Annotated in this window: 12 protein-coding genes; all 12 read right to left on the bottom strand. The window is 61.6% G+C overall.

What is annotated here, in order from left to right:
• Positions 1-2: 2 nt before the first annotated feature.
• Positions 3-2,000 (bottom strand): poly-beta-1,6-N-acetyl-D-glucosamine N-deacetylase PgaB, encoded by a 1,998-nt coding sequence (gene pgaB / locus PSH96_RS00805; protein ID WP_305456942.1) that lies wholly within the window; start codon positions 1,998-2,000, stop codon positions 3-5.
• Between the two features lie 12 nt (positions 2,001-2,012).
• Entirely contained in the window at positions 2,013-4,493 is a 2,481-nt protein-coding gene (gene pgaA / locus PSH96_RS00800) for a poly-beta-1,6 N-acetyl-D-glucosamine export porin PgaA (RefSeq protein WP_305456940.1), read from the bottom strand.
• Positions 4,494-4,868: 375 nt separating this feature from the next.
• Positions 4,869-6,365, bottom strand: coding sequence for a YdgA family protein (locus PSH96_RS00795; protein WP_305456938.1), 1,497 nt, complete (start codon positions 6,363-6,365; stop codon positions 4,869-4,871).
• A 148-nt stretch (positions 6,366-6,513) separates the two neighbouring features.
• Complete coding sequence (locus PSH96_RS00790; RefSeq protein WP_058422549.1) at positions 6,514-7,146, bottom strand: hypothetical protein; 633 nt, start codon at positions 7,144-7,146, stop codon at positions 6,514-6,516.
• Between the two features lie 80 nt (positions 7,147-7,226).
• On the bottom strand, positions 7,227-8,669 hold the full coding sequence (locus PSH96_RS00785; RefSeq protein ID WP_305456935.1) for an efflux transporter outer membrane subunit: 1,443 nt from the start codon (positions 8,667-8,669) through the stop codon (positions 7,227-7,229).
• Positions 8,666-9,556: an efflux RND transporter periplasmic adaptor subunit gene (locus tag PSH96_RS00780; protein ID WP_056858099.1), complete on the bottom strand. Its 891-nt coding sequence runs from the start codon at positions 9,554-9,556 to the stop codon at positions 8,666-8,668. Before PSH96_RS00780 ends, PSH96_RS00785 begins: the two co-directional genes overlap by 4 nt.
• Positions 9,553-9,762 (bottom strand): DUF1656 domain-containing protein, encoded by a 210-nt coding sequence (locus PSH96_RS00775; protein WP_016969155.1) that lies wholly within the window; start codon positions 9,760-9,762, stop codon positions 9,553-9,555. The genes PSH96_RS00780 and PSH96_RS00775 overlap by 4 nt, the downstream gene beginning before the upstream one ends.
• Positions 9,759-11,837: an FUSC family protein gene (locus PSH96_RS00770; RefSeq protein ID WP_305456933.1), complete on the bottom strand. Its 2,079-nt coding sequence runs from the start codon at positions 11,835-11,837 to the stop codon at positions 9,759-9,761. Before PSH96_RS00770 ends, PSH96_RS00775 begins: the two co-directional genes overlap by 4 nt.
• Complete coding sequence (locus tag PSH96_RS00765; protein ID WP_056858097.1) at positions 11,834-12,250, bottom strand: MarR family winged helix-turn-helix transcriptional regulator; 417 nt, start codon at positions 12,248-12,250, stop codon at positions 11,834-11,836. Before PSH96_RS00765 ends, PSH96_RS00770 begins: the two co-directional genes overlap by 4 nt.
• A gap of 600 nt (positions 12,251-12,850) precedes the next feature.
• On the bottom strand, positions 12,851-13,288 hold the full coding sequence (locus tag PSH96_RS00760) for a hypothetical protein (protein WP_305456930.1): 438 nt from the start codon (positions 13,286-13,288) through the stop codon (positions 12,851-12,853).
• On the bottom strand, positions 13,285-13,938 hold the full coding sequence (locus tag PSH96_RS00755; RefSeq protein WP_305456928.1) for a hypothetical protein: 654 nt from the start codon (positions 13,936-13,938) through the stop codon (positions 13,285-13,287). Before PSH96_RS00755 ends, PSH96_RS00760 begins: the two co-directional genes overlap by 4 nt.
• Positions 13,939-14,200: 262 nt before the next feature.
• Positions 14,201-14,446, bottom strand: a complete 246-nt coding sequence (locus tag PSH96_RS00750; RefSeq protein ID WP_305456926.1) for a DUF2789 domain-containing protein — start codon at positions 14,444-14,446, stop codon at positions 14,201-14,203.
• Positions 14,447-14,448: the final 2 nt, after the last annotated feature.

The raw sequence follows: 14,448 nt of genomic DNA, 5'->3' as shown, positions 1-14,448 counted from the left end.
GATCAAGGGTTCCACTGGTTGGAAAGGGCCGGACGAACTGTCTTCAGGTCCGGCGAGTTTTCCAGGAAGTTATCCGGGTAGTAGCCGAAGCTCTTGACCCCCTGGCGTTTGAGCACGCCCATCCACTCGGCCATTTGCGCGCCATTGATATCCGGTGCTGCTTTGGTGCGCCAATCTTTGGCTTGCAGTTCGAACACGGTTTTATCCAGCGCGCCGGGGCGCGCCTTGACCGTGGCGACGAGTTTTTCCAGCCAGGCGTTGGAGGTGTTCAGCGCTTGGCCCTCCATCAACGGCATGGCCATGGGCGCGGTCCAGTCGTAGGCCTGGAGGAAGTCATCGAGGTTCTGCGCAAACCAGGCTTCGCTGGCCGGGTTGAGCATCGGCTCGGCAAAGATATTGCGTGCGGTCTGCACCTGCGGGCCACCGATGGCGCGAACCTTGGCGGTCAGCTCGTTGGTGAAGTCGATCAGGTAGCGGCTCTTGAAGCGCGTCCAGCGTTGCATCACGGCAGGGTCTGCACGCAGCGCCGCGATGCTGCCCGGCAGGCCGTTGGCGGCATAAGCCTTGAGCGCCGCGGGGCTGGCGTCTTCGAAGTCGGACAGCACGGCGTCGTCGTGGTACAGCACACCGTCGATGGCATTGTTGCGGGCCAGGTCTTCATAGATCTCGCCGATGATCTTGCGCACCTGCGGGTCGAACGGCGACAAGCGCTTGTATTGGTCCGGGTCGGTGCCGACCTGGCCGGTTTGCGGGTCCCAGCGGGTCACGCGCGGCAGCTTGGAGTCGAGGGCAAAACTCAGTACCGGCATCCACGCATACACACTGGCATGGGCACGGGTGCGCAGCTGCCAGGCGACGCGGTTGAACAGGTCGGCGCGCACCGGCAAGTGGCGGTTGGGGAAGTACAGCGAATGCACCAGGCCGTCACCCTTGGGGTCGGCGAAGGCTTGCAGGAACACGGTGCCCGCGCCCATGTCGACCACACGTTGTACAAGCTGGTCGAGGTTACGCGCTTGTTGGGCAAGGTCAGGGTCGTAAACGTTGTCGAGGTCCACGTGCAGCACGCGCAGCGGTGCCTGGGTTTGCACGGCCACCATGCTGTTGGCGAAATGCTCGCCGTCCGGGTCCGAGGCCACCAGAAAGCGCGGGCTGTTCATCAGGTTGCCGAGGCTGTCGAGGCCGTCTTCCAGGGTCAGCGCCATCTTGTAGCCCTGCTCGCCGACAATCGCCAGCGCGGTGCCTTTGGCGGCGCCGTAAGGCCACACCCACACCCGAGGCGCCTTGCCGGTCACGCTGCGGATCTTGTTGGTGATCGCCGCAACATCAGCCCGCATGCGCGCATCGAATTTGGCCTGGTCTTCATAACGACCGGTGGCCGGGTCAAAGCGCAGGCTGGTCGCCGCCGGCTCGAGGTTGCCCTGGGGGTTGGCCAAAATCCCTTTGTGGTTGTTGTCGGTGTGCGCGGCGATTTCCACCAGGCCCGACTGCGACACTTCACGAATCTGTTGCCAGGTGAGGAATTCACCACGTGGGCGCGGCGAGCCGGCGAAGTCCACCGGTTGGTTGAGCGGCGTATCGATCCAATACCCCACTGGCGCCAGCAAGGCCGGCCAGTGATAGGCGCGCAGAATCGGCATCACGCGGGTGTAGAAGCTCGAATAGCCGTCATCGAAGCTGAGCATGATGGCCTTGGGCGGCAGCTCGGGGCCGCCGTTGCGTGCCGCCAGGATCTGGTCGACGCTGACCGCCTGGTAGCCATTCTCGCGCAACCACGCCAGCTGTTCGATCAAGCGCTCGGTGCGCACCGCCACCACCGCCTGGTCGGGGTCGCGATCCTCGACATCGTGGTAGGCAATGCCCAGGAAATGGTTTTTCGGCCACGGCGCTTCATTGGCCGCTATCGGCCGCTCGGCGGGTGGAGTGAAAGGCGCGGGTTGCTGGGCGCAGGCACTGGCCAGCATTACACCCAGGACCAACAGGCAACGGCAAAGGACGGTCATGGTCAGGCTCTTTTAGAAACGGTAAGTGAGGTCGACGAGCAAGCGCAGATCGCGTTCGCGATCACCGTCATAAGGTCGGCTGATCAGGCTCAGGTTGGCGCCCACGTCGAGTACATCGTTCCAGCGAAAACGTTGGCCATAGCCGATCAAACCGACGCCACCGGTGGAGTAATCCCGTTGGCTGTACGTACCTGCACCGAGCTGGAACTGCTGACTCCACTGAGTCTCGTAGCGGTGATAAAGCACATGATTGACCGTGACCGTGGGCAACACGGTGAAGTCGGACTTGGGGTTGAAGTACACCGTGTCTTCTTTGCTGTTATGGCTGGTGCCGACTTCCAGGCCCAGGTCGACCTGCACGCCGGGCGCGCTGTAGATGCCCTCGCGGCCGGTCAGCACGGCTTCGAAGCGGTTGTTGCCATCGCTGAAATGCGACGGGCTCAGGGCCAGTTTCCACTCGCGGCTTTCATTTGCGCGCCAGCGGATAAAGCCACTGCCGCCGTTGGCGGTGACATCGGCATTCAACGCCCGCAGCGGCGTGGTGGTGAGCAGGTAGCCGAGGCTGCCGCCGTACTGCCAGTTGTCGTTGATGTCGCGGGCAATCGACACGGCCGCACCCTGCTTGGAGCCATGGCCGTAGGAATGGTTGGAGACTTCGGCTTCCAGGGTCATGTCGCGGGTGCGGCGCTCCACACCGACGCGCTGCCAACGGTGTTGGCCGGTGCCTTCGCTGAAATCGGCGGTGGCGTAGCCGGCACCGGCGAACAGGCGCCAGTCTTCATCGATAGGCGGCGTGTAAAGCACGCTTTCAATGCCCCAGTCACGGCTGCCGGCCACCGCGCCGGTGTCGTTGTTATTGCCGCCGCCGTAGCTTTTACCGGTGTAGGCCTCCACGCGCAGCTCGGCCATGTCGTGTACATCCCGCAGGCGGCTCAGGCGCTGCACTTGGCGGCTGTCGGGGTTGCGGGCCAGCACGTCATCGGTGAGCACGTCCATTTGCCGCCATTCCTGCAGGTCCATGGCGGTGTAGGCCTGGCTGACTTCCAGGCCGATATCCCGTGGGGTCTGGGCTTCGGTTTCCTTGAGGATGCCCTCGGCGCGGCGCGGCAGGTCGCGGGCGCGGTACATGTCGGCCTGGGCCAGGCGCAGGCCGACATTGCCGGGGGCTTTGGCCACCAACGCGTCCAGCCCGGCTTCGCTGCCCGGCAAGTCACCGCCGTAGACGCCGGCCTGGGCCGACAGCTGTTGCGCGTCCATCCAGGCGTCGTTGGGGTTGCCGATGGGCAAACCCTTGAGTTCGACCCGAGGTTTCTGGCTAGTGGCGAGGCTGTTGGCGACTTCGCGCGCCTCGGCGCCTTTGTCGCTTTCCTGCAAGGCGTAGAACAAGGCCGTGGTGTCTTCGACCCGGTCATCGGGCTCGGCATCGGCAGCGCTGATCACCTGGCGGTACAACGGCTCGGCTTTTTCCGGCAGGCGCTGGTCGAGGTAAGACGCGGCGACCCAGCGCAGGGCATAAGTGGGCAATTGCACGCCTTCGCCCTTGAGGGTTTCGTAGTCGCGGATCACATCGGCGGTGCGTGCCCGCGCCTTGAGGGCGCCCAGGCGGTCGATGCGCCAGCGCACCACGTCGTCGTGGGCGCTGGCATCCGGGGTCCAGCGGGCGAGCAGTTTGTCGTAGTCATTGAGGGCACGGTCGGCAACCACGTAGCGTTCTTTTTCGGTGCGGGTGGCGAACTCGGCCATGCGCACGCGCTCGGCGGCGAGGTCACCTTCGAGGCGGCGCTGGGTCACCGCGTCGAGCAGCCCCGGATGTTTGGCCGACAGGCGCAGCGCCGGCTCCGGCAGGCGGGCCTTTTGCAGGGCGACGATGTATTCGCGGACCACTTCAGGTTTGTCACCGGCGCGAGTAAAGGCTTGGTCGAACTCAAACAAGGCGTCGTAGTTCAAGCCTGCGCGGGTCAGCGCATAACCCAGGGCCATGCGGCGGTTGGGGTCATTGGGTTGCGCCGCCACCAGTGCGCGCAGGCGCTGCACGGCCGTCGCGGCCTGGCCGCCGTCGGCCTGGGTCAGGGCCTGGCCCAGTTGCAGGTCGACATTGCCCGGCTCACGCACCAGCGCTTGCTGATAAACCGCCAGGGCCTGTGGCCACTGCTTTTGGTTGCGATAAGTGCGCGCCACCGTGGCCAGCGCCTGGGTGGTGAGGTTGCGGTTTTTGCCTTGGGCCTCGTAGACCTTCAGCACTTCGGCGTCTTGCCCTGCCCAACCGGCAATCACCAGGTGATCGCTGATCTGGCCGGGTGTCTGGCGTTCAGGCGACAGTTGGCGCAACTGGGTCAGCGCGGGGGTGAAGTTGCCCTTGCGCGCCTGGATAATCAGGGCGTCATAGGCTGGGTCGGCGAAGGCAAGGCTGGGCGTCAGCAGTTGGCTGCATAAGGCGGCCCCAATGAGCAGACGCAACCGGCCTGAAGCACTGATGGGTAGTGTTCGCAGCATATCGTGAGCTTCCTTACACACGGAAAGCTGTAACGATAGGTAGTCCTGAGCGCTACGCGTCAGGGTGCCGGCGTCTCGTGACCCGGCCTAGCTTTCCTGTAGGAACTATCCCTTAAGGATGAAGGGAAATGCCCAAATCAGAACAATTGTTCAGAATTGCAGGAGCGGTCATAAAGGCGAGTCTGCAAGCAGCGTCGTTGTGGAAAGCGAGCATGCTCGCGTTGGGCTGCAGGGCAGCCCCTATTCAAACGAGCGCTTTTTCAAGGCGGTCGCCGCGTGAGGTTTCAGGGCTGCTACGCAGCCCAGCGGGAGCAAGCTCCCTCGCCACAAAAAGTACGCTTCACACTTTGATTACTTCAATTAGATCTAACGAAATTAGTGCGCGCCGCTGACCGCACCCGCTTTGGCCATCACAAAGCCAATGAACTGCTCCACGGTCATCTTCTGGCCGTTGAAGGTCACTTCATTGTTGGCGTAGTGCAGTTTGGAAACCACGTCGGTGCCCACCAGGGTCGCCAACTGAGTACCAACGGCCATGCCGCTGACCATTTCGGCCGCCATCTGCGATTGCTGCTCGATGGCTTTAGGGTCGGTCACACCGCCTACTTCAGCTTGCAGGGCAGCGACGTCGCCGATCATCGGCTTGGACAGGGTCAGGTTGGCATCCAGCAGCGCGATAACCTGCTTGCCCAGCTCAACCGGCGGCAGCTCCATCGAAGCGGGTTTGGTCAGGTCCACCACCAGGTTGAATTTGCTTTCACCGTGGGTGGTTTTCAGCGACAGGTTTTCCACTGCCACTTGCGGCTTGGCAGCCAGCACCTGGTTGACGTTGGCCTCGGCCAGGGTCTGCTCGGCTTCGGTCAGTTGCAGCTCAGGCACTGGCTGGCCGGCAGCAGCGGCGGCTTGCACCGGCTGCATCTTGTCCTGGTAGAGCTTGGTCAGCACCAGCATCGCCGGGATGTCGATGTTCTTCATGCTCAGGGCCATGGCGGCCGAACCTACAGGTTTACCCTGGTAGCCGATCTCGTCGATCTTGTAGTCGACGCGACCCGCCAGGTTGTTGTCCTTGGTTTCGCTGGTGTCTTTCTGCTCGAAGCCCTTGAGGGTCAGCACGGCTTTCTGCGGGCCGAAGGTGACTTTGGTGTCGGTCAGCTCAACGGTGTTTTGCCCGGTGTAGAAACCGAAAGTGGATTTTTCCAGGTTGCTGGCCACGGTCAGGCCGGACAGTTCAGCTTCAAGCGGCTGGCCATTGGCGTCGATCACTGCCACCTTGAGGCTGTTCATGTAGCCGCTGGCCTTGACCTTCTTGCCTTCGGCGCTGCTGTCGAAGTCGAGGTTGGCGCCGGAGAAGCTCACCGAAGACTTGTCGTCCTTGATATCCAGCGGCAGCAGTTCGACGTTGCCGTCGACCGAGCGGTTGTAGCCGATATTGGCCACGCCTTTGAGCGGCGACACGTCTTTGCTGGCGGCAAACCATTTTTCGGTGGTGGCGTTCTTTTCCAGTTCATAGTGACTGGTGGCCATGACCGGCAGCCATTTGAGCGTCACCAGGCGCGAGAACGGCAGCGGGCCGTGTTCGATATGGTCGACGAACAACAGCTCAGGGTTCGGGTTTTCTTCACCGAACACACTGCCTTGGCCTTTGAGACGGTAGTGCGCGGTGCTGCTGAACAGGCCACGGTCCAGGGACACCAGCTCCAGATTCACCGTGCCATCGACGCCGGCCATGGAGGTCTGCAGTTCTTTGTTGGCGTTCTGGATCGCGGTTTGCAACACCGGCTCCAGTTGCTTACCGGTGTACCAGGCGCCGCCTGCACTGATGGCGCCGACGGCGACAATGAAACCCAAGAAAACAACTGCTGGCTTATTCATGAAGTGACCTGATCAAATCCTGTGAGAAGTGGGCTGTCTTCCTTGAACCCCAGGAGGGGTTGGCTCAAACCCGCCGAAAACCGGGGAAGATTAGCACTGGCGGCCGAAAACGGCCCAGCTTTTCAGAGGGGTCAGGTCAGCGGTTGGTTCACGAGTATTCCAATTCAACCTCATCGAGTTGGTGATCGAAACTCTTCAAGCGTGCGGTCCAGGTGTACACCAACACCTCAAACTCGCGGTGTATCACGGCGTTGCTGGGGGTGTCGGCCTTGGGGTCGCAGAAGTCGAGCTGGTAGCGTTCTCGTGCCATTTGTGTGGCCACGTCGGACAATTCCCGTGCGTTATTCAGCCAATGCCTACCGTCGGCGACCTGTTGGTCGAGCAGCACACATTGTTTTTTCAGGGCTTCGAGGCTTTTTTCCAGTGGCGTACCGGTGAGCTCGCCCATGACTTCCTGGAAGGTGCGCCCGGGCTGCCAGTAGCTGCCCCAGAAATAGCGGTCGAACACGGTTTCGACGCGACGCAGGGCGACCTTGGTGTCCCAGATCGCCACGCGGGTCTTGCCTTGTTGAAGCAGCTTTTTCTTCACCCGTTGATTTTGATAGGACGCCCAGGCCACCACGCCGATGGACAACGTGCCGATCACCAGGCAGGCACTGTCGAGAAACACCATGGCCTTGTCGAGTTGGTGGGCAAGCATGACGCCGTAGAAATAGGCAGCCGATAACAACACCAGCGCGAAGAGCACGCACCAGAATGCGGGAGCATAAGGGTTTTTCATTATTGGAATCCCCATGAGCAAACGCGAACTTTGTCAGGCGAGCCTCACGGTGGCCCGCCTGTCAAAGCATAGCTATTCGCTCAGGGTTTGCCGGGTTGTGACGCCTGCGTTCGTCCGCTTTCCCAACCGCCGCCCAAGGCCAGGAACAGATCGATCTGGCTCATGGCAACTTGCGTGTTGGCCGCCGCCAGCTGCGCGCGCACATCGGTGTAGGTGCGCGTGGCCTGCAGGTCGGCCAGGAACGAGGCGCGGCCGGCCTGGAAGAAGCGGTGCGTCTGCTCCGAAGCTTCCTTGGCGGACGCACCGGCCTCGGCCAGGGCGTCGCGGCGTTGCAGTTGTGCGGTGTACTGCGCAAGGCCGGTCTGGGTTTCGCGGATGGCATTGAGCACCACGCCGTCAAAGTGCGCCAGGGCGCCCTGGGTCGCGGCTTCGGCTTCGTGGATGCGGGCACGCGCACCGTTGGTCGGCACCGTCCAGCTGATCAGCGGGCCAAAGCCCCAGCGATTGGTGGCAGGGGTGCCGAGGTCGTCAAGAATGCCGACCGTGCCCACCGTGGCGCCGATGCTGATGTCTGGGTACAACGCGCCGGTGGCCACGCCGATACGTGCGGTGGCCGCCGCCAGTTGGCGTTCGGCCTGGCGCACGTCGGGGCGGCGCTTGAGCAGCGCAGCGCCGTCGCCCACCGGCAGCAATTGGGCGATATGCGGCAGCTCGGCGCAGGTGCCGGTGCCCGCGGGCAACTGGTCCACCGGTTTGGCCAGCAGCATCGACAAACGGAACAAGCCTGCCTGACGCGATGCTTGATAGCGCGGGATCTCGGCGCGCAAGGATTTGTATTGGGTCTGCGAGCGGGTCACCTGGGTTTCGTCACCGCGCCCGGCGTCGCGCAGGCGCTGGGTGAGCTTGGTGCTCTGGCCTTGCAGGTCGAGGGACTCGTTGGCAATCGCCAGCTCTTCATTGGCCGCACAGACCTGGGTGTAGGAGCGCACCACATCGGCCACCAGCGTAATGCGCGCAGTATCGGCGGCGGCCTGGGCCGCGTCGGCGCTGGCGTGGGCGCTTTCGATGCCGCGCTGCAAGGTGCCGAACAGGTCAAACTGGTAGGACGTGCTGATGCTGGCGCTGCCGATGTTGGCCACCGGGACTTTTTCCGTCAGCAAAAACGCTTCGCCCGACTCCTGCAGGCGTTGGGCTTCAGCCTTGGCGCCAGCACTCCAACCGCCTGCGGATTCGGCTTCCTGGGTCTGGAACCGCGCGCGTTGCAGGTTGGCGGCGGCCACGCGCAAATCGGTGTTGGAGGCCATGGCCTGGCGCACCAGCTCATCCAGGCGCGGGTCGTTGTACAGCTTCCACCAATCGGCCGGCACCGGCGCCGACACCACGTTGTTGCCCTCGCCCGCGAGCTGCCCTTGCAGGTCGCCACGGTTGATGGCGGACGTTTCCGGCAGCGTGTAATCCGGGCCTACCGCCTGGCAGGCCGACAGCAGCAAACCCAGCGCAGCGGTTGCCAGCAGCTGCTTCATGGTTGCTCTCCGTCTTTGACCTTATCGCCGATGATCGACACCGTAGCCGTGCGCCCGGCGATCATGCGGAAATCCGCCGGCACGTCGTCAAAGGCAATGCGCACCGGAATCCGCTGGGCCAGGCGCACCCAGCTGAACGCCGGGTTGACGTTGGGCAGCAGGTTGGAGCCGCTGGTGCGGTCGCGGTCTTCGATACCGGCGACGATGCTCTGCACATGCCCGCGCAGACGGGCGTTGTCGCCGATCACACGAATATCCACAGCCATGCCGACATGGATACCGTCGAGCTTGGTCTCTTCAAAGTAACCGTCGATGTGGAAGGAGTTGCTGTCCACCACCGACAGCACCGGGCGCCCGGCGGTGACGAACTCCTGATTGCGCGGTGCACGGTCGTTGACGTAACCGTCCACTGGGCTGCGGATAACCGAGCGGTCGAGGTTGAGCTGGGCGGCGTCCACGGTCACTTGGGCTTCGGCCAGGGCCGATTGGGCACGGGCTACCCGCGACTGGCTTTCTTCCAGTTGTTCGCTCGGCACCAGGTTGCCCAGGCCACGGTTACGCTTGTACTCGCGGTTGGCCTGGGCCAGGGTTTCCTGGCGGTCGGCCACGGCAGCCTGGGCTTGGCGCAGGGCCAGCTTGAAGCGGTCCTGGTCGACGGCGAACAGCACCTGGCCTTTGGTCACCAACTGGTTGTCGCGCACGTCGACCTGCTGGATCAGCCCGGACACGTCCGGGGCGATCTGCACGATGTCGGCACGGATATGCCCGTCACGGGTCCAGGGCGCAAACATGTAGTACATGACCATGCGCCACACAACGACGACAGCGAAGGTCACTATCAATAACGTCAGGACGACACGGCCGATGGTCAAAAAAGGTTTTTTCATGTCATGAGGTATCGACTGAGTGAGTCCACGGCGCCCAGTAACAGCGCGTAGAGCCCCACATTGAACAATGCCCGGTGCCAGACCAGGCGATAGAAGTGAATGCGCGTCAACAGCCCGTGCACCACCAGAAACAACACATACGTAATGCCCATCAGCACCAGCAGCGTGGGCAGGAACACCCCGCTGATATCCAGATCACCGATCATAAAGGCGCTCCATCAGGTAACGGCGCTTCCCGCTCGGTGCCGTCGATAAATTCCACCCCCGGCAGCAACGACAGGCGCAGGCCGGCCAGTGCATGCAGCAGATGCAGGCGGGTGTCTTCTTCGTCTTGCTTGCCCTGGCCGTTGAGGGCGCGGCGGGTGCGGTCGAGGGTCATCAGCAGACCACTGGGCGCGGGCAAGCGTTCACCCGCCTTGAGGCAGGCTTTGAAGTAACCGCCCACGCCTTCGACCACCTGGTTGAGCAGCACCCGTGGCACGCCGTAGATGCGTGGCGAGTAGGCCAGCAGGTCGAGCAGGTTCAGCGCCACACGCAAGTCGCGCAGGGCGCTGCCGGTGTCCTGGCCGATCAGGGCCAGGCGCGGCAGGTGCTGCATCAGGCGGTCGAGCATTTGCACAGCCATGTGCCGGTGTTCGGCCAGGGTCGCAGGCTCGGTGAGCGTGACGATGTCGCGCCAGCTGAAGCGGGTCAGGCGTTTGGCCGCCAACTCGGCGCCGAACGGCCGTGCGATCAGCGTCCACACAAAGGCGAACAGCAAGCCCACCGGCCCGGCCAGGTTGACGTTGGCGAAGTTGAGGAAGTCCGCGTCGTAGGCGCCCTGGATGCTGATAAACGACGATGTGTTGACCAGCGTCAGCAGCATGCCGAGGTAGAAACGCGGCTGCACCGTGAGGGTGCCGATGCAGATAAACGGCACCGCAAACGCCAACACCAGCATCGGGAAGTCGTGCAGGTTGGGCAGCACCAGAAACAGGTACAGGCTAGCGAACAGCACCGACATCGCGGTCCAGAAAAAGAACCGATAGATCTGCGGCGCCGGGTCGTCCATGGAGGCAAAAAAGCTGCACGCCACGGCGGCCAGGATCACCGCGCTGCCGCCGTCGGTCCAGCCCAGCAAAATCCACAACACCGAGGCGACAATGATCGCGGTAACGGTGGAAAACGCCGAATAGAACATCAGGCCACGGTCGAGGAACGGCGTGAGCCGGCCCAGGCGCCAGTGGCGGTACACGGCGCGCCAGGTGTCCTGGCTTTCGCACTGGATGGCGGCTTGCAGGCTGCGGCAGTCTTGCCACAGGTCCACCCACTCGCCGAGGCGATACAAGGCATTGGAGAACAGCAGCGTGTGGCGGTCGTCCAGCACTTCGCCCTGGGGTTGCGCGGCGTCGATCTTGTCGCGCAACACGCGCCAGCGTTCCAGCGGCGCCTCTTCGGTGGTGCTCTGCAGCCAGGCGTCGGCTTCTTGCAGCAACGGCGTGAGCCGGTCGAGAAACTCCGGGGCGCGGTGTTCGATGGCGTAGATCGCGTCGTCCAGCGCGTCGATCACCGGCAGCAGGTGAATCATGCGCCCGCGCAGTTCCTTGGTGTTGCGCACCGTCTGCGGCCGTGCGCCTTCGTGGGGCAACTGGCCGATCATCAGTTCCAGGGTGTTGAAGGTAGCGACCATGCCGCCGCGCAAGGTGCTGATTTGTTCGGGCGTAACGTTACGGGTCAGAAAGCGCTGGCTGTAGACCTGGGCATCGGCAAACCACTTGGCCACCGAGCCGTCGAACACCGGCATCAGGCGCCGCGGCCAGAACATCGCGCCCACAACGGCCGCAACGGCAATGCCGAGGAAGATTTCTTCGGTACGCGCCTCGGCCACATCCCACACGGCCAGCGGGTTATCCACCACCGGCAAGGCGATCAGCGGCAAGGTGTAGCCGGCCAGCATCAGCGCGTAGCTGTTGGCGGTACGCAGGTGCAAAGACAAAAACAACAAGGTGCCGGTCCACAGCGCAATGATCACCACCAGCAGGTACGGCGTCTGAATAAACATCGGCACAAAAAACACCGCCGCCGCCGCGCCCATGAAGGTGCCGATGGCGCGGTACAACGCCTTGGAACTGGTGGGGCCGACAAACGGGCTGGAGACGATATACACCGTGGCCATCGCCCAGTACGGACGTGGCATTTGCATGAGCATGGCGATGTACAGGGCGATCATCGACGCCGCAAAGGTGCGCACGCCGTAGAACCAGTCGCGGGCCGGCGGCATGCCGGTAAAAAATCCGTTCAAGAGGTCGCCTCAGCCGCCTCGAAGGCCCGCAGTACGCGCAACGCCGCTTCAAGGTCACCGTGGGCGATGTCGGCCAACACTTCCTGGCGCAGGCGCACCAGTTGCACTTCCACCGCCTGCACCAGCTCACGGCCGCGCTCGGTGAGGCTCAAGGCCTTGGCGCGACGGTCATGGACGTCTTCGGTGCGGCACACGTAACCGTCATGGCACAGACGATCAAGCAGGCGCACTAACGACGGGCTTTCCATGCCGGATGCCTGGGCTACTTTCACTTGGTGCACACCGTCGCCCAAGCGGCCGATCATCAGCAACGGCACGGCGCAGGCTTCGGAAATGCCATAGCTCACCAGCGTGGTCTGGCAGATTTTGCGCCAGTTACGGGCGCCCACCACCATGCTGCTGCTGAGGTTCATATGGAGTTGTTCGAGGGTTTGGGACACTGGATTGTTCGCATACAGTTAGTTTGCTAACTATCAATATGGTGGATGTATCCAAAACCGTCAAGTTTTGAAACACTTTTGTGATGGGTGGTGGGGGCTGTGGGTAAGTAAAGCGGGTTTGAGCGAGAACGTTAGATTTGCGGCAGAACAAAACACCTGTGGGAGCTGGTCTGCTTGCGATGGCGGTGGATCAGTCGAGGCCGATGTTGACTGAACCACCGCCATCGCAGGCAAGCCAGCTCCCACCTTTAGTTCAGTGTTGGCCTCAGGCTGGCTGTTCGGCCTGAGCGTCCAGGCGGCGCTGGATTTCGCCCATCATGTCCAAGCCATCGCGCAACGAAACCAGTGCTGCGGTGACGAGGTTGCCAAATGAGTATGGGTGGCAGCTGTACGCAGGTTGCGAGCCGGTTATCTATGAAACCCGGCAGATCCGAAGATCTCCCGCGCACAGCCGCCATAGAACCCATGTATCCACCAAGCGCAGAACACGGATCGCCAAATCCGATCGCCGATGTGCCGCGACGGGGCGAACTATAGGGGGGGATGGTTGAGGCTGTGCAACTGGCTTATGGACTACCGCCGACTGCTGGAAACGTCAGATTCCTTGCCCCATCGCCAGACGCTCCAAACCTTCATTGCCTCGGACGCGACAATTAGCACCGCCATCCCCACCACGCTGTAGTCTGGAACTAACTGAGCGCCTATTAGCAGAAGAGAAATTGAAGGGACAAAAAAAACTAACCGTAACGGGGCTTGAAGGTAAACAAGCCAGCGGACCTTTTGACTACTGAGAAGAAATAAAAAACAGGACGCTATTATCGAGATCTGCAGCAACATGACAAAGCCAAAGGTGTAAATCTGCAGCACGCCGTGGTCACGCAAAACCCATAATGCGTTCTCGATATCGCTCAAATAAGGAACTCGCCCCTCCACCGCACTGGTGACCCAATAGCGAACCAGATAAATGGCATCCATCGCTCCCCAAAACCAAAAGACCTGCTTGCGCGTCACTGTTTCGCATCCTTGTATTCATAAGCTGTATCCGGCGTTACAGGCTGCCAATGCCAGGATTTTCCACCCTGCTGCCAATTGTCATCCCCCTCCAGATAGCGTTGCTTGATTTGCCGCAGCTCCCCGTACCGGTGCTCAACCGATCTGTGGGTGAGTTGGTCGTCACGACTGTCCAAACGGACCCAGCGCTGCGTCATGACCCTGGTGGTGTTCGCGAGATCTTTCCCGTCGGATAAGAACATTCGCCCTTCGTCACCCATAGATGCCAGTCGGTTTGCGGCCAGGATTGCAGTATTTTTAACCCCATCGTAATCGATACTTACCTTTTCCCATTTACCAGGCCCGACATACAGTCGGCGCCCCATCAAATGCCCATACTTAACACGGCACTCTCGACTTAAAGGAAGAAAAGGCCGGTCCATTACGAACAGCCAATCACCGGATGCCAACCTGTCCAAAACTCGGCGCTGATCGTTCTCCCCTGAACAACGAACAGGAGAAACATTGCACTCGGCTAGCAGCTCGCACAGCCCCTGCAATGCATAAGGCGCGCGAAAGAACTCCCTTACTTTGATACCAGCAAAGTAGGGACTTTCGATTTTGGTGAGATCATAGCTTTCAATTTCTTTGTGAGGGATCAGACGCTGCATGACGTGACCATAAAAGGAAATCAGCGTCTGTAAATAGCGGGCTCCTCATTCTGGCGACTATCATCCGTTTCTGTTTAACCAATAGGAAACTTCCCAAGCTGTCCCACTTCTCACACTTCCCCGCTTTGATCGTTCCCACGCAGCATGGGAACAATCAGACAAAACATCTGTGGGAGCTGGCTTGCCTGCGATAGCGGTGGATCAGTCGAGGTCGATGTCGACTGACTCGGCGCTATCGCAGGCAAGCCAGCTCCCACATTTTTTACACCCCGCGCCCTTCCCGCAGTAACAGATTCAGCTCATCCACCACCTCAGCCCAATCCGCATCCTCCAAAATTTCTTCACGCAAAAACGCTCTCTGGCTGGCAGTCCAGAAAAAGGCATCTGCCAATTTCAGATTCGGTTTAAGCGGCGAATGCACGGCCACAAACTTCTCAATACTGACCGGGTCATCCGGCAGCCCGAGCTGTTTGAACAGTGATGGCAAGCTGTGCACAGGCGATTCCATGG

Source organism: Pseudomonas sp. FP2338 (assembly GCF_030687515.1).
Taxonomy (GTDB): domain Bacteria; phylum Pseudomonadota; class Gammaproteobacteria; order Pseudomonadales; family Pseudomonadaceae; genus Aquipseudomonas; species Aquipseudomonas salomonii.
The sequence above is the reverse complement of the archived record's forward strand: the minus strand, read 5'-3'. Positions and strand labels throughout refer to the sequence as shown.